The 16649-nt window shown below is 63.3% G+C and carries 13 protein-coding genes; 2 read left to right on the forward strand and 11 right to left on the reverse strand.

Annotated elements, in window-relative coordinates; translation table 11 throughout:
- Positions 1-72: 72 nt before the first annotated feature.
- The 6 genes from K3177_RS00355 to hutI form a co-directional block, all read right to left on the reverse strand.
- On the reverse strand, positions 73-1851 hold the full coding sequence (locus tag K3177_RS00355) for a DUF885 domain-containing protein (protein WP_221596260.1): 1779 nt from the start codon (positions 1849-1851) through the stop codon (positions 73-75).
- A gap of 26 nt (positions 1852-1877) precedes the next feature.
- Entirely contained in the window at positions 1878-3665 is a 1788-nt protein-coding gene (locus K3177_RS00360) for a DUF885 domain-containing protein (protein ID WP_221596262.1), read from the reverse strand.
- A 102-nt stretch (positions 3666-3767) separates the two neighbouring features.
- Positions 3768-5441 carry a urocanate hydratase gene (gene hutU / locus K3177_RS00365; RefSeq protein WP_221596264.1) on the reverse strand — a complete coding sequence of 558 codons (1674 nt, stop codon included), beginning with the start codon at positions 5439-5441 and terminating at the stop codon, positions 3768-3770.
- A complete protein-coding gene (hutG, locus tag K3177_RS00370; RefSeq protein WP_221596265.1) occupies positions 5438-6226 on the reverse strand; it encodes an N-formylglutamate deformylase in 789 nt (262 codons plus the stop codon). The genes hutU and hutG overlap by 4 nt, the downstream gene beginning before the upstream one ends.
- Positions 6223-7755, reverse strand: coding sequence for a histidine ammonia-lyase (gene hutH / locus K3177_RS00375; RefSeq protein ID WP_221596266.1), 1533 nt, complete (start codon positions 7753-7755; stop codon positions 6223-6225). The genes hutG and hutH overlap by 4 nt, the downstream gene beginning before the upstream one ends.
- A complete protein-coding gene (gene hutI / locus K3177_RS00380; protein WP_221596268.1) occupies positions 7748-8965 on the reverse strand; it encodes an imidazolonepropionase in 1218 nt (405 codons plus the stop codon). Before hutI ends, hutH begins: the two co-directional genes overlap by 8 nt.
- Before the next feature lie 65 nt (positions 8966-9030).
- Between hutI and K3177_RS00385 the strand changes: the two genes are divergently transcribed.
- Together K3177_RS00385 and K3177_RS15520 are read left to right on the forward strand one after the other, a co-directional pair.
- Positions 9031-10401, forward strand: a complete 1371-nt coding sequence (locus K3177_RS00385) for a formimidoylglutamate deiminase (protein WP_221596270.1) — start codon at positions 9031-9033, stop codon at positions 10399-10401.
- Entirely contained in the window at positions 10398-11090 is a 693-nt protein-coding gene (locus K3177_RS15520) for a histidine utilization transcriptional repressor HutC (protein WP_221596272.1), read from the forward strand. The genes K3177_RS00385 and K3177_RS15520 overlap by 4 nt, the downstream gene beginning before the upstream one ends.
- 14 nt (positions 11091-11104) lie before the next feature.
- Here K3177_RS15520 and K3177_RS00395 read toward each other — a convergent pair whose 3' ends face one another.
- The 5 genes from K3177_RS00395 to paoA are packed head-to-tail and all read right to left on the reverse strand — an operon-like array spanning position 11105 to position 16498.
- The gene (locus tag K3177_RS00395; RefSeq protein WP_221596273.1) at positions 11105-11707 is read right to left on the reverse strand and encodes a nucleotidyltransferase family protein; all 603 of its coding nucleotides are present in this window, start codon (positions 11705-11707) and stop codon (positions 11105-11107) included.
- Complete coding sequence (locus K3177_RS00400; RefSeq protein WP_221596275.1) at positions 11694-12677, reverse strand: XdhC family protein; 984 nt, start codon at positions 12675-12677, stop codon at positions 11694-11696. Before K3177_RS00400 ends, K3177_RS00395 begins: the two co-directional genes overlap by 14 nt.
- Before the next feature lie 29 nt (positions 12678-12706).
- Positions 12707-14908: an aldehyde oxidoreductase molybdenum-binding subunit PaoC gene (gene paoC, locus K3177_RS00405; RefSeq protein ID WP_221596277.1), complete on the reverse strand. Its 2202-nt coding sequence runs from the start codon at positions 14906-14908 to the stop codon at positions 12707-12709.
- Positions 14909-14912: 4 nt separating this feature from the next.
- A complete protein-coding gene (locus tag K3177_RS00410) occupies positions 14913-15863 on the reverse strand; it encodes an FAD binding domain-containing protein (RefSeq protein ID WP_221596279.1) in 951 nt (316 codons plus the stop codon).
- 2 nt (positions 15864-15865) lie between these two features.
- Entirely contained in the window at positions 15866-16498 is a 633-nt protein-coding gene (gene paoA / locus K3177_RS00415) for an aldehyde dehydrogenase iron-sulfur subunit PaoA (protein WP_221596281.1), read from the reverse strand.
- Positions 16499-16649: the final 151 nt, after the last annotated feature.

The following is a 16649-nucleotide window of genomic DNA, read 5'->3' on the forward strand; positions in this document are numbered from 1 at the left end:
TGAGAGACCAAAAAGGGGGCCGGGCGACACTGGATCGCGCGGCCCCCCTTTTTTTACCACTGCACGATCAGGCTATTGGCCGCCGGCTGCGATCCATGCATCGATCTTGGCTTCCAGTACCGCGAGCGGGACGTTGCCGCTGTTGAGCACCTGATCGTGGAACCGGCGAATGTCGAAACCATCGCCTAGCGCCGCTTCGGCGCGAGCACGCAGTTCCTTGATTTTCAATTCGCCTATCTTGTAGCCAAGCGCCTGCCCCGGCATGGCGATGTAGCGAGCGACCTCGTTTTCCGCGTAATCGCGCGCACTGCCGTTCTCGACCATGTAATCGACCGCCTGCTGGCGGGTCCAGCCGAGGGCATGGATTCCGGTATCGACAACCAGCCGGACGGCGCGTTTCAGCTCGCCATCCTCCAGGGCCTGCAGCCGCTCCACCGGATCATCGTAGAGACCCAGTTCATACCCGAGGCTTTCGGCGTAAAGTGCCCATCCTTCGCCGAACGCGGTGTACCAGCCGTGCTTTAGCGTATCGGGCAGGTTCTCGTCTTCGATGGCGAACATGATCTGGTAGTGATGGCCGGGGTTGCCCTCGTGCATGTATAGCCGGACCGAGGGGCTCAGTTCGCGTTCGGCAGCGTTCCAGCCGCTGAAGTAGAAGGTGCCCGGGCGATCCCGCTCGGGGTCGCCCGGCTGATAGGACGCCGCGAGGAAGAACTGTTCGCGATAGGGTTCGTACGGTTCGATCCGCAGCGGTGTTTCGGGTCCGCTGAGGAACATCGGTCCGATCTTGCTGTCGACTTCCTTGGCGGTTTCGTACCAGGCTGCCTGCAGGGTGTCCTTCGTTTTGTAGATTTGCGGGCGACGTTCACCCCGCTCCGCAATCGTCTGCTCGCGCGCCTTGCTGATCCGCGCGACTTCAGACAGGCCGAGATCGTGAACCTCCTGCGCGGTTAGCGGCAGAGTAGTCATTTCGGCGATGCGATAATCATAAAAAGCGTCGCCGCCCGGCATGGCAGAAAGACCAACCGCATCGCGTGCCTTGGGCAGATAGGTATCTGCCAGATAAGCGCGCAGACGACGGATCGCCGGATAGAGCGTTTCATCGATCGACGCTGTCAAATCTGCACGAGCCTGCTCTTTCTGACCGTCGGTGAAACTTTCAGGCAGTGCCCGCAGAGGCGCATAATAGGCGTTCTCTTCGGCAGGCGTCGAAAGCTGTGTGTCGAGCTGTTCAATCATCATCTCGACCGTCAGTCGCGGCAGGGTGATGCCCTGTTCCAGCCCGTTATCGAACCGCGCGATGACGTCTTCCACCATTTGCCCGTAAGCCTCGTGCCGAGCGATATTGGCGGCGTAATCGCCCGGCGTCTTGAAAGGCATCACACCATCGGGGGCGGAAAACCCCGGATAATCGCCCTGAATGCCGGTGAAGTGATCCAGCGGCAGCGCCAAGCGGATTTTCAGGATTTCCGGCTGCAATCCGGCGAGCGTACGCTCACCGGCATAACGGAACGTGTCGTAGGCGATCTGGTCCTGTGCGCCCAGCGTGGATCGATCGATCGTTGCCAGTTCGGCCAACTCTGTTTCGGTTGCTACGCGGTCAGCCGCAAAGCTTGCCGGCGAAAAATCGCCGAGCTTGTCCGCATCCGAAAAATCGCCCCTGTAAAATGCGGATATGGGCGATCGGTCGAGTGCAGCGGCTTCGCTTCGGGCGAGAAGATCGCGCAGCTTCTGTCCTTCGCTGTGCTGAGCGGTTGGAGCCGTGCCAGGCTGGGCAAGCGCAGCCGGAGCCGCCACCGCAGTAACAGCGATGGCAAACGCGGAAGCGGCTGTCAGAGCGATGCGGTTCATGGCCGTTCGGGTCCCTTTCGCTGCGCTCACTGACCACCCCCGGCAATCCACGCGTCTATTTTGGATTCCAGCACCGGCAGCGGCATGTCGCCTGTATTGAGCACCTGCTCATGGAACCTGCGCACGTCGAAATTTTCGCCCAATGCGGCCTGCGCCTTGGCGCGCAGTTCCTTGATCTTCAGTTCACCCGTTTTGTAGGCGAGCGCTTGCGCGGGCATCACGATGTAGCGCGCCGTCTCGCTCTCGGCGAAATCGCGGGGTTGCCCGTTGGCAACCATATATTCGATCGCCTGATCGCGGCTCCAGCCGAGGGCGTGCATACCGGTATCGACAACCAGCCGCACGGCGCGCAGCAATTCACCGCCCTGAAGGGCGGCAAGGCGATCAACCGGATCGTCATACAGGCCAAGTTCGTAACCCAGGCTTTCGGCATACAGGCCCCAGCCTTCGCTGAAAGCGGTGAACCCGCCGTAGCGCATGAATTCGGGCAATTCCTCATTCTCGATAGCGAACATAGACTGGAAGTGATGGCCGGGATTGCCCTCGTGCATGTACAGCGCGATCGACGTGCCCAGCTTGCGCTCTGCGACATTGTAGCCGCTGAAATAGAAGGTGCCTGGCCGCGATCCGTCGGCTTTGCCAGCCATATAGCTGGCGGCAAGGTTGAACTTTTCACGGTAGGGTTCGTAAGGTTCGATCCGCAGTTCGGTCTTTGGAATGCGCAGGAACAGTTGGTTCATCAACGGATCGACCCGTTCGGCGACGTCATACCACGCGGCCTGCAAATCCGCCTTGCTGGTATAGGTTTCACCCGTACGCCCTGCGGCCTCCGCCTTCGCTTCCTCGATCGCAGCGTTGATGCGCGCGACTTCGGCGAGACCGGTGTCGTGGACCTGCTGCGCGGTCAGCGGGAGGGTCGTGTTATCCTCGATCCGATAGGCATAGTAAGCTTCGCCGCCGGGATTGTCGGTAGCAGCAATGCTTGTGCGCGCTTGCGGCAGATATTCGTTGGCCAGATAATTCCGCAGCTTCTTGAACGCAGGCATCAACGTGCCGGTAAGTACCTCGCGATGCTCCTTCGTCAGCCGTTCCTGTTCGGCCTGCGAAATGCTGTCGGGGAAATTTGCAACCGGAGACCAGTAGGGGCTTTCTTCGATCGGCGCATCGAGCTGAAGATCGAGTTGTTCGATCATCAATTCTACCGACATGCGCGGCAAAGTGATGCCCGATGCTGCGCCAGTCTTGAAGCGCGCGATCGCCTGATCGACGATCTTCGCCATTTCACGGTGACGGCTGAAATTGTTTTCGTAGTCCTCGACCGTGTCGTACGGCATCAGCGCGCCGGGCGCGGAAAAACGCGGGTAGAACACATGCATCCCGCGGAAATGATCGATCGGCAGCGCAAGCACGGTGGGCAGTATCTCGGGCGAGGTCATCGCCAGCGTCCGCTGTTGGGTGTATTCGAAGACATCATAGGCGATGCGATCGGTTTCGCTCAGTGCATCGCGGTCCACGGTCGCCAGTTCGGCCAGATTCGCCTCCGCAGCGGCGCGCTCTTCGGCGTAGCTGGCGGGAGAGAAATCTCCCAGCTTGTCCGCATCGGAAAAGTCCCCGCGAAAGAAGGCGGTAATGGGATTGCGATCGAGCGCTTCGGCTTCGCTGCGCTCGAAAAGTGCATGCAGTTTGGCAGCATCGTGTTCGCTGGCAGACATGCCGGCATGGTGCCCCGAATGATCCTGTGCGAAGGCAGGCACGGACACGGTGGCGCAAGCGATGGCGATCGCCGATGCGAGGCGGCTGAAATTACGGCTCATTGATGTAGCTCCCCAGATATGCGCCGGGAGGCTAGCTGCACTCGCTCCGGTAGCAAAGCCCTCTCGACCAACGGTCGGCAAGGGTCCGCGAAATACGTGGACCTATGCGCCCAGAATGCCGGGAAGCTGCAGGCCCTTTTCCCGCGCGCAATCGAGCGCATCCTCGTAGCCCGCATCGGCGTGTCGCATCACGCCGCTGGCCGGGTCGTTCCACAGCACGCGTTCGAGCCGGCGCGCGGCGTCTTCGGTCCCGTCGGCCACGATGACCATGCCCGCATGCTGCGAAAAGCCCATGCCGACCCCGCCCCCGTGATGCAGGCTGACCCAGGTCGCCCCGCTTGCCGTGTTGAGCAGCGCGTTGAGCAGCGGCCAGTCGCTGACCGCATCCGAGCCGTCCTTCATCGCTTCGGTTTCGCGGTTGGGGCTGGCGACGGATCCGCTGTCGAGATGGTCGCGACCGATCACCACCGGTGCTTTCAGCTCGCCGCTGGCGACCATCTCGTTGAACGCCATGCCCAGGCGGTGGCGGTCGCCCAGCCCGACCCAGCAGATCCGTGCCGGCAGGCCCTGGAAGGCGATCCGTTCGCGCGCCATGTCGAGCCAGTTGTGCAAGGCATGGTTGTCGGGCAGCAGTTCCTTCACCTTGGCGTCGGTCTTGTAGATGTCTTCCGGATCGCCCGACAGCGCGGCCCAGCGGAACGGGCCGATCCCGCGGCAGAACAGCGGGCGGATATAGGCAGGTACGAAGCCGGGGAAGGCGAAGGCATTTTCCAGCCCTTCCTCCAGCGCGACCTGCCGGATATTGTTGCCGTAATCGAGCGTCGGCACGCCCGCTTCCCAGAAGGCGATCATGGCTTCGACCTGTTTGCGCATGGATGCGCGCGCGGCCTTCTCCACCGCCTTGGGATCGCTTTCGCGTTTGGCGCGCCATTCGCCCATGGTCCAGCCTTCGGGCAGGTAGCCGTTGACCGGATCATGCGCGCTGGTCTGGTCGGTAACGATGTCGGGCCGCACCCCGCGCTTCACCAGTTCGGGGAAGATTTCGGCGGCGTTGCCCAGCAGGCCGACCGACTTCGCCTCGCCCGCGGCGGTCCAGCGCTCGATCAGGGCGAGCGCTTCGTCCAGGCTTTCGGCCTTCTCGTCGAGATAGCGCGTGCGCAGGCGGAAATCGATGCTCTCGGGATTGCATTCGACCGCCAGGCAGCAGGCCCCGGCCATCGCCGCGGCGAGCGGCTGCGCCCCGCCCATGCCGCCAAGCCCGCCGGTCAGGATCCACTTGCCCGTCAGATCGCCGCCATAATGCTGGCGGCCCGCCTCGACGAAGGTCTCGTAGGTGCCCTGAACGATGCCCTGCGTGCCGATGTAGATCCACGAACCGGCCGTCATTTGGCCGTACATCATCAGGCCCTTCCTATCGAGCTCGCTGAAATGGTCCCAGTTCGCCCAGTGCGGCACGATGTTCGAATTGGCGATCAGCACGCGCGGGGCATCGGCGTGCGTGCGGAACACGCCGACGGGCTTGCCCGACTGCACCAGCAGCGTCTCATCGTCCGCCAGGGTCTTGAGGCTCGAAAGGATCGCTTCGAAATCGCTCCAGCTGCGCGCCGCGCGGCCGATGCCGCCATAGACCACCAGCTCGTCAGGGTTTTCCGCCACCTCGCGATCGAGATTGTTCTGGATCATGCGGAACGGCGCCTCGGTCTGCCAGCTGCCGCAGGTGAGTTCCGGGCCCGTCGGCGCCTTGATGTCGCGGGCGTTGCGGCGGTCGATACTCATGCAAGGTCTCCGAATGTGCTCTGGATGCCGCCGAACACCGCGGCGAGCGTATCGCGCAGGCTGGCGGCCTTGTCGGGGGAATAGGCGAAGGGCGGTTCTTCCGCTTCGAGATAGGTCGATTGCGCGATTTCCATCTGGATCGCGTGGATCTTGCAGTCGGGCCGGCCGTAATGCCGCGTGGTCCAGCCGCCGCGAAACCGCCCGTTGACGACATGGCTGTAGGGCCCGTCGGCGCAGGCGTTCGCGACCGCCGCCTCGATCGCGGGATGGCAAGTAGCGCCATTGTCGGTGCCGATATTGAGATCGGGCAGCCGGCCTTCGAACAGGAACGGCAGGCGCGACTGGATCGAATGGCAATCGTAGAGCACGGCGAAACCGTGGAGGCCGCGCACCCGGTCCAGTTCGGCCTGCAGGGCGGCGTGGTAAGGGTGGTGGAACGCTTCGCGACGGCGCGCGATTTCGGCGCCGCCCGGTTCTTCGAGCCACAGGGGGTGGTTTTCGAAATCGACCATCGGGACCAGCCCGGTGGTGTTCTGCCCGGGATAAAGCGTCGCGCCATCGGGCGGGCGGTTGGCATCGATGACATAACGATTGAATTCGCCCCGCACGATCGTGGCATCGGGTACCAGGCCGTCGTAGAGCTGCGGAATGTGCCAGTCCGTATCGGCGAGCTTGCGACCCCGCGCGGTCAGGTTCGCCGCGATGTCCTGCGGCACGAAAGTGCCCGAATGCGGCTGGGCCAGCACGATCGGGCCATCGCCCAGGGTGACCGTGACCGGGTTCACCCGGCGAAATCCGCGATCGAGGAACAGGCAACGCCTTCGCTCAGGAGCCGGGAGCCCAGCAATTGCGCCATGGCCGCGATATCGGGTTCCATCAGCCGGTCTTCGGTAAGCGTGGGCGAGGCGTCGCGGATACGCGCGATGACCGCGCCCAGTGTGTCGCTGGTGGCGAGAGGCGCGCGAAACTCGACGCCCTGTGCTGCCGTCATCGCCTCGATCCCGACGATAGCGGCCAGATTGCCGTTCATCTCGATTAGACGGCGCGCGCCGTGGCAGGCCATGGACACATGGTCTTCCTGATTGGCGGACGTCGGGGTGGAATCGACCACGCGCGGATTGGCCAGCGCCTTGTTCTCGCTCATCAGCGCGGCGCTGGTGACCTCGGCGATCATCAGCCCCGACTGCAGGCCCGGCGATGGCGCCAGGAAGGCGGGCAGCCCGAAGCTCAAGGCCGGATCGACCAGCAGCGCGATGCGCCGCTGGGCGATGGCACCTATTTCCGAAACGGCGATGGCGATACCGTCGGCCGCCATGCCGACGGGTTCCGCGTGGAAATTGCCGCCCGACACGATGGAGCCGTCGCTCAGCACCAGCGGGTTGTCGGTCGCGGCATTGGCCTCAATCCGCAGGACTTCGCCGGCATGCGCCAGCTGGTCGAGACAGGCGCCGATCACCTGAGGTGCGCAGCGCAGGCAATAGGGGTCCTGCACACGCAGATCGTCTTCGCGGTGGCTTTCGCGGATTTGCGATCCGTCCAGCAGGTCGCGGATGATCTGCGCCGCCACGATCTGGCCGCGATGGCCGCGCAGCCGGTGGATCTCGTCATGAAACGGCGCGGTCGAACCCATCGCCGCATCGAGCGACAGCGCCGTGGTGACGAGCGAATTGATCGCCAGCCGCCAGCTGTCGAACAGCGCGGCAAGCGCCAGAGCGGTGGACACCTGCGTTCCGTTAAGCAGCGCGAGCCCTTCCTTGGCCTCGAGCTCGACCGGTTCGAGACCTGCGCGCTGCAGCGCCGCGCCCGCCGCCATGCGTTCTCCCCCGTAGAAGGCGTCGCCTTCCCCGAGCAGCGTAGCAGCGACATGGGCCAAAGGGGCCAGATCGCCCGATGCGCCGACCGATCCCTTTTCCGGAACTACGGGGGTCACGCCAGCCTCGACCAGTTGCTGCAACCGTTCGACGACCACGGGCCGGACCCCGGATGCCCCGCGCCCCAGCGAAAGGCACTTGAGCGCGATGATGAAGCGCACGATCTGCGGATCGAGCGGCGGGCCGAAGCCCGCGCTGTGCGAAAGCACCAGATTGCGCTGGAGCGTGCCGAGATCGGTTTCGCCGATGCGGACGCTGGCAAGCTTGCCGAAGCCGGTGTTGACGCCGTAGATCGCATCGCCCGAGCCGAGCGCCGCGCCGAGGCGGTCGGCCGACCGGGCTACGGCATCCATCGCCGGCTGGTCGATCCGGAAGGAGCCGGCCGAACGGTACAGTTCCTCGATCTGCGCCAACCCCAGCGAACCGGGCGACAATTCAAGCATCGTGATATGATCCTGCAGTGATCCGGCCGCGCAGCAAGTGCCCGCCGATCCAGTAGCTGAGATAATCGGGGTGGGAGACGTCCCACACTGCCAGGTCGGCGCGCTTGCCCGCCTCGATCGTGCCGTGGTCCTCCTCCAGCGCCAGCGCCTTCGCGGCATGGCGGGTCGCCCCGGCGAGCGCTTCTTCGGGAGTCATGTGAAAGAGGGTGCACCCCATGTTCATGGCGAGGCGCAGCGAGGACATGGGCGAGCTGCCCGGATTGCAATCGGTGGCGAGCGCCATCGCCACACCGTTCTCGCGTAGCGCGTCCAGCGGCGGAAGGCGCGTTTCGCGCAGGGCATAGAATGCCCCCGGCAGGAGGACCGCGACCACGCCTTTTTCCGCCAGGATGGCAGCATCTTCGGGAGCGAGCCATTCGAGATGATCGGCGGACAGCGCGCCGAAATCGGCGGCCATTACCGAGCCCTTGAGGTCGCTCAGTTGCTCGGCATGCAGCTTGACACGCACACCCAGTTCGCGTGCCTTGTCGAATACCTTGCGGATCTGCGCGGGCGAAAAGCCGATACCTTCGCAAAACCCATCGACCGCATCGACCAGACCTTCGGCGACGGCGGCTTCAAGGCCCGGGATCACGATTTCGTCGATGTAGCGGTCGGCCTCGCCCTCGAATTCGGGGGGCAATGCGTGGGCCGCTAGCCAGCTAGTGCGAATGCGGACGGGGCGGTGCCCCTCGATCGCGCGCGCCACGCGCAGCATGCGCATTTCCTGTTCGATGGTCAGGCCATAGCCCGATTTCACTTCGATCACCGCGACACCGTCTGCGAGCAAATCGTCGACGCGGCGCACGGCGCTGGCAAGCAGGTCCTCATCCGTTGCTTCCCGCGTCGCAGAAACAGTCGAACGGATGCCGCCACCGGCCTTCGCGATCTCTTCATAGCTCGCGCCTTGGAGACGAAGTGCAAATTCGCGGCTGCGATCGCCGCCAAAAACGAGATGTGTGTGGCAATCGAGCAGCGCGGGCGTGACGAGTGCCCCCTCCAGTCCGACCTTCTCCCAGTCGGCGTAATCCTGCGGCAGATCGCTTGCATCCCCGACCCAGGAAATCCGCCCCTCGTGGACTGCAATCGCAGCGTCTTCGACCAGACCATAGCCTGTCGCCCCTGCGACCAGCGTCGCGGCTTTGCAGTGGGTGAAGACTCGGCCTGCCATACTCTTGCGCATCTCCTTACCGTGTGATTATGTATGCACATATTACCAGAAAGGCGCAACGGTAAATGGCTGGCATCATCTCCGCACGGCAGGTTCTAACGCCCTCTGGATGGCTTGCCGACCACGCCATTCACCTCGACGAACTTGGCACTATCGTGGAGATATCCCCGCGCGGTTTCGATCCCGCCACTGCTGTCGGAACTGCCCTGCCCGGCCTCGCCAATGTCCACACGCACAGCTTTCAGCGCGCCATGGCGGGGCTAGCCGAAGCGCGGGGCCCGCAGGGGGCGGACGATTTCTGGACCTGGCGGAAAGTGATGTACCGGTTTCTGGATATACTGACGCCGGACCACATCGAATCCATCGCCGCACTGGTGCAGATGGAAATGGCACAGGCGGGCTATTCCGCATCGGCCGAATTCCATTACGTACACCACCGGGTCGGCGGCGAGAAGTTCGACGACAGCGCCGAATTGTCCAACGCCATCTTTGCGGCGAGCCAGACCAGTGGCATCGGCCTCACCCATCTGCCGGTACTCTATACTTATGGCGGGCTGGACAGGCGTTCGCTGAATGGTGGTCAGTTGCGGTTCGGCAATAGCGTAGATCAGTTCGAGGCGCTGTATGCGCGGATCGCCGACAACAGCCGCGGTCTGCCGGAAGACTTTTGCCTTGGCGTTGCCCCGCATTCGCTCCGTGCGGTCGATCGGGACGGGATCGAGGCATGCCTGGCGCTCTGCCCTGAAGGGCCCATCCATATTCATGCTGCTGAACAAATCAGGGAAGTTGAAGAGGTAGAGGGCCATCTGGGCGCGCGCCCTGTTCGCTGGCTGATCGACAATATGCCGGTGGATGAGCGCTGGTGCCTGATCCATGCCACTCATCTCGATGCAGAGGAGGTTAAGGCCCTTGCCGCGTCAGGCGCGGTGGCGGGCCTTTGCCCGACCACCGAGGCAAACCTTGGCGACGGGACTTTCGCAGCCCGTGACTATTTTGCGGCTGGCGGGCGCTACGGCATCGGTTCGGATTCCAACATTCGCCTTTCGGTCGCAGAAGAACTGCGCATGCTCGAAGTTTCGCAGCGACTGAAGCACCGCCAGCGCGCGGTGCTGACCGATGACGCGACCCGCTCCAACGGGCGCTATCTTTACGAGCGGGCGGCACGCGGCGGTGCGCAGGCAATCGGGCGGAAAGCAGGCACTATCGAAATCGGGATGCGAGCCGATATCGTCGGCCTGCGCGATGATCTGCCCTTCCTCGACTGGCCGCAACCGGACCAGCGGCTCGATGCGTGGATTTTCGGCGTGGAAGCACACGCCGTTAGCGACCTGTGGTCCGCGGGCCGCCATATCGTGCAAGGCGGTGAGCATATTCGCGCTGCCGACATCCGTGCGCGCTTCGCCCGCACTATCCGGGAACTGGGCGCCGCCCTGTGAATGCACAAACCCACCGCGGCATTCGCGAAGCTATTCGCGCCCGCATCGTGGCGGGCGAATGGAAACTGGGTGAACTGATCCCGGGCGAGGTCGACTTCGCCGAGCAGTATGGCTGTTCGCGGACCACGGTGAATCGCGCTCTTCAGGCCTTGGCCGAAGAAGGCATCGTGGAACGCAAGCGCAAGGGCGGCACCCGCGTACGCCCACTGCCCCTCCCCCAGGCGCAGCTCCGCATTCCGCTGGTGCGCGAACAGGTTGAAGACATGGGACGAGCCTACAGTTGCGAGATCGTAAAGCGCCGGACGACGCGGCCACCCGTCCCAACTTCGCTTGGCCTTCAGATCCCGGAAGACAGATCGGCAGCCTATCTGGAGACCCTGCATCTTGCGGATGGGCAGCCTTTCGCCTTCGAAACGCGCTGGGTAAACCTTGCTACCGTACCCGATTTCGAAACCGCCGACTTCGGCACGCTGAGCGCAAACGAATGGCTGGTTCGCAAAGTCCCCTTCACGCGCGGCGAGGTAGAACTGTCGGCGATATCGGCTGAAGCGAGAACAGCGCAAATGCTGAGTATCGGGCGCGGAGAGGCGCTTTTCACCATGCGCCGAACGACGTGGCTCGGCGAACGCTCTGTCACGACCATGGCGTTGCACTATACTCCCGGATATCGGCTGGATTTCACGATCTAGTCGATACGAACGGGCTAAGGTCCCAGCCGCTTCAGATCGTGCCTTGTGTCGATATCGGCGATGGAGCCGGGATCGTCGGTTGGAACACGGATAACACCGCTTTGGCCGGCAAGGACGGCGCGAGCGCCCTGATCGCCCTTAAGACTTTCTATCAGAGGAAAAAGCTCGCTGGACAAAGCCACCGGATGCCCCGGGAGACCTTCGCACTCGGGATAAGCTGCCGGGGCGCCTCCAACTACCTCTGTGAGCACACGATCGGCCAGTCCGGGATCTAGATCGGGCATGTCGCCCAGAAAGATCGCTACCGCGCGCGTGTCCTGTGGCAGCGTTCGCAGCCCGAATGTCAGCGACGCCGACAACCCTTCTTCCCACTGCCTGCAGCGAACCAGAGAAAGACGGCGATCGGCGAACGGTGCCAAGGCTGCCGCGACGTCATCGGCCTGCGCTCCAAGAACAGCCGTTACGCTGGTTACACGGGATGAAAGGGCTGCTGCGACGGACCAGTAGATGAGCGGGCGTCCGCGAAAAGGGGCAAGCAGTTTCCCCCCTCCGAACCGGCTACCCGCCCCCGCTGCAAGGACGATGGCATGGCACCCGGTCGCTTCAGGCAGCGACATGCGGTTTGCGCGAGGGAGCAACGACACGGCGTGTGTCCCCGCGGCAGGCGTCCACTATTTCGGCGACGACCGACAGTGCCACCTCCCAGGGAGACGACGCCCCGATGTTCAGACCAATGGGAGCCGAAAGCCGTGCGATCGCTGGCTGATCCAACCCGGCAGACCGCAGGCCGGCGAGGCGTTGGTCCAGCTTACGACGCGAGCCGAGCACTCCGACATAGCCTGCAGGCGATTGCAGGGCTGGGATCAAAGCGCTTTCATCCTGTTCGAGATCGTGAGTCGCCACGGCGACGGCCGTCCAGCGGTCGGGCGCCGGATCGTTCATGGCCTCTGCAAGGGTCCGCCGATCATAGGATACGCCAATGGGCGGATGGGCTTGCGGTCCGAAGGGAGCGAGAATGGATACGTCCCAGCCGACTGTCTGGCCGAGCCCCGCAATCGCAAGTGCAAAGGGATCGGAGCCGATGACCACCAGCCTCTGACACGGAAAGTAATGACGGACGATCAGGGCTGGCGCGGTGTCATCGCCGTCTTCCTGCGCAATGCATTTTCGCAGCCGTCCATCGCTGATCCAGACAGCGGGTCGGCGCGCAGTTGTAAGCGATCGCAGATCGGCGAGCGCCGCATCGGTCGGCGACACCCGCTCGATGATCACTTCGATACTGCCGCCACACGGCAGGCGGATGTCAATCAGCGGACTTCCGGTTCCATAGACGATAGTGCGGGGTTGCCCGTCATCGATTACCTCGCGCGCATTCAGCGCCACGTCGTCTTCGATGCAGCCACCCGACAGAAAGCCCCAGCTTTCTCGCGCGGTGACGACCATCTGTGCACCAACTGGCCGCGGGCCGCCATCGGCCTTCACGATGGTGGCCAGGGCAAAGGCATCGCCCCGATCTGCCACCTCGAACATACGCGGCCGGACATCGTCTTCGAGCCCGCTCATCAGCCAGGCAGAGTTTTCAGCCATGCTTGCGATTCACACCCCGTTTGCTGCGATCACGCAAGCGCCGGTAACCGGTCGAGATATTTATCGACCGTAATCGGGTATTCGCGCACCCGCACGCCGGTGGCGTTGTAGACGGCATTGGCAACCGCCGCATTGGGACCGCAAATACCAAGTTCGCCCACACCCTTCGCCTTCATCGGGGAAACGATGGGATCCAGCGTGTCGAGGAATATGCATTCCTGATGAGGAATGTCCGCATGAACCGGCACTTCGTAACCGGCCAGGTCATGATTGGCGAAAAAGCCGAACCTTTTGTCGACATGCAGGTCTTCCATCAGTGTCGCGCCAGCTGCCATGACCATTCCGCCGATCACCTGACTGCGCGCAGACAGCGGGTTCAGGATGCGCCCGGCATCGCACACGGCCAGCATGCGCGTGATGTGCACTTCGCCGGTAAAGGCATCGACGCGCACTTCGGCGAAATGGGCGGCATAGGTGCCCACGTCGTAATCCGATTTGAAATCGCCATAGGTCATTTCGCCATCGGCACTGAGTGCCCCGGCTTCGGTGATCTGCCAGCCCTGTCCATCCAGCGTCGCGCGGCCTCCTTGGAAATCCGCCGCATCGCCATCGAAGCCGAGCTTTTCGCCAATCATCCGGCGCAGATTGACGCAGGCTGCGTAAACGCCCGCGGTCGAGCTTGCCGCGCCCCATTGCCCGCCGGAGCCGGACGAGACGGGGAAGTTCGAATCCCCCAGTTCAACCGTTACGCTATCGAGCGGGAGACCCATGATTTCGGCGGCGGTCTGCGCAATGATGGTGTAGGAGCCGGTGCCAATATCGGTCATGTCGGTTTCGACCTTGAGCGTGCCGTCCGCGGACAGGCTGACACGCGCAGCCGATTTGGCCGTCGGACCCGCACGGTATCCGGCAGCCACGCCCATGCCGGTCAGCCAGCGACCGTTGCGCGCCTGGCCTGGCTGGGCCTTGCGTTCGGACCAACCGAAGCGGTCGGCCCCTTCCTTCAGACAGCGGGCGAGATGGCGATCCGATATCTTGGTTTCGGGGTCGCCCGGAACGACACCGTGTGCATCGTTGAGGATACGCAGCTCCACTGGATCGATGCCCGCCTGTTCAGCCAGTTCGTCCATCGCGACCTCGAGCGCCATATGACCCGGCGCTTCGCCCGGGGCGCGCATGGCATTGCCTTCGGGAAGATCGATCTGCGAGACATAGGAAGCGGTCAGCCGGTTGGCTCCGGTATAGAGTTTGGGCGTTTGCAACGTGCCATGCTCGCCATCCTCGCCGGTGATATTTGCCGACCAACACTCATGCGCGATGGCGGTGATCCTGCCATCCGATCCCGCCCCCAGGCGCACGCGCTGGATGGTGGCCGGGCGATGGGTCGAATTGTTGAACATCAGCGGGCGCTGCATCGCGATCTTGACCGGGCGCTTTGCCGCCTTGGCACCCAGCGCGGCCATTACCGCATCGGCGCGGATGAACAGTTTTCCGCCGAAACCGCCGCCGATATAGGGCGAATCCACCCGCACATTGTCCGCCTCGATACCAAGGATCGATGCCAGCGCCCTTTTGCCCCAGTTGATCATCTGGTTCGACGTCCACACCGTCAGCTTGTCGCCTTCCCAGGCAGCTATGGTGGCAAACGGTTCCATCATCGCATGCGCTTCGTCAGGCGTGGTGTAGGTGGCATCGATCTTCACGGCCGCACCGCCGAAAGCCCCATCGAAATCGCCCAGGGTGTCCTTCATCGATTCGCCGCTGAAGCCGGTGCCGATTTTGGCCGCGCCTTTGACGCGGGCAAGATCGTGCACACCATCGGCGGCATCGTATTGCGTACGGATCAGGCTGGCGGCGGCCCTGGCTTGCTCGAACGTTTCGGCCACCACGACGGCGATCGCCTGATGGTAGTGGGCGATGTCGCGGCCGCCGAAGAGCGGCGCGTGATTGTAGGGGCTGGTCCCAACCGGCTCATGTTCGGTCGCCGCAACGATCGCGATGACCCCGGGCGCCCGGCGGGCATCGCCCAGCTCCATCGACCGGATCCGGCCCTTGGCAATCGCCGCGCCGACGATCCAGCCATAGGCCTGACCAGCGATGACGTCGTGCCGCTCGGCCGCATAGGGCGCGGCGCCCGACACCTTGAGCGGCCCGTCGATACGCGGAGTGGACTTGCCGACCAGCTTGGCGCGGTCGAACAGGTTCTCAGTCGCAGGAGCGTTAAATTCCATCTGATCAGCCTCTCGCGTCTGCAAGGATACCCGCAAGTGCCCGTTCGGCGAGCGGGATCTTGAACTTGTTCTGTTCGGTCGGACGGGCATCGGCAAAGGCCTTGGCCACCACAGCCGATGCCCCTTGCTGAAGCAGCGCGTCAGCCGCCTCCACACGCCACGGCTTGGGCGCTACACCGCCGAAGGCAACGCGTCCCGTGCCGTCAGCCTGTATGACCGCCGCCACAGACACCAGCGCAAAGGCGTATGACCGACGATCGCGGACTTTCTGGTAGAAATGCTGTCCGCCCAGCGGCTCCGGCAGAACCACGGCCGTGATGAGTTCACCGGGCTCAAGCACCGTTTCGGTCTGAGGGGTGTCGCCCCAGAGGCGGTGGAAATCGGCAATCGGTATCGCCCGCGCCGTCCCGTCTGGTTTCACGGTCTCGACCACTGCGTCGAGCACCCGCAGCGCCACGGCCATGTCTCCGGGATAAGTGGCAATGCAGGCATCAGAAATGCCGATGACACCCAACTGCCGCGAAAACCCGCCTAGCGCTGCGCAGCCATCGCCCGGCTTGCGCTTGTTGCAGGGCATGTTGGTGTCGTAGAAATATGCACAGCGGGTCCGCTGCAACAGGTTTCCGCCAGTGGTGGCCTTGTTGCGCAACTGTCCCGACGCGCCTGCCTGGATCGCCCGCGTCAGCACGGCGTAATCCCGCCGCACGGCAGGATGGGCAGACAGGGCAGTATTGGAAACAAGCGCGCCGATCCGCAACCCGCCTTCGCGCGTTTCCTCGATCGCATCGAAGCCCAGGTCCTGTACATCGACGAGATGAGTGGGCGTCTCCACCTCGATCTTCATCAGATCCAGCAGATTGGTGCCGCCGGCGATGAATTTGGCGCCCTGCGTTTCCGCAACCGTTTTGGCCGCGTCTGCCGCCGTTTTCGCCCGTTCGTAAGTAAAGCTGCGCATGATCAGGCCCCCGCCACTTCGGCCATCGCCTCGGCGATGTTGGAATAGGCGCCGCAGCGACAGATATTGCCGCTCATCCGTTCGCGCATCTCCACATTACTCGGCTGCATTGCCCCATCGAGATTTTCGGTGACATGGCTCGGTATGCCTTTGCGAATCTCATCCAGTACGGCGACCGCCGAACAGATCTGCCCCGGGGTGCAATAGCCGCACTGATAGCCATCATGCTTCACGAATGCGGCCTGCATCGGGTGGAGCTTGTCGGCAGAGCCGAGTCCTTCGATCGTCGTTACCTCGTCACCCTCGTGCTGTACCGCCAGGCTGAGACACGAATTGATCCGCTCGCCATTCACCATCACCGTGCAAGCGCCGCATTGGCCATGATCGCAGCCCTTCTTCGTGCCGGTCAGCTGCAAATGCTCACGCAAGGCGTCCAGAAGCGTTGTCCGCGTATCGAGGTCGAGCTGGCGATCTTCGCCGTTCACGGTAAATTTGAGGGGCGCGGTAGCCTCAACGGCAGAAGCCCCGGAATTTTCCTGCGCAAATGCGATCGACGCTCGGCTGGCCGCTGCCGAAGCCACTCCCCCTGCCAGAACGCCCCTGCGAGAGACCTTGAGAAATCCGTCCTGAGCCATGGGCGCCTCCTGTTTTCCTGCCTTGCCATCACTATGGCAGCAAAGCTCCCGATACCAAAATGCTGATTTGCGACCATGCCGTGACTGCTTGGATGCCGACGTGGGTGCTTTTGACTTCGCCAGCAGCGGAGCAGTCGCCCGGCGAATTTGT

Origin of the sequence: Qipengyuania pacifica (assembly GCF_019711555.1) — a bacterium.
Lineage (GTDB): Bacteria > Pseudomonadota > Alphaproteobacteria > Sphingomonadales > Sphingomonadaceae > Qipengyuania > Qipengyuania pacifica.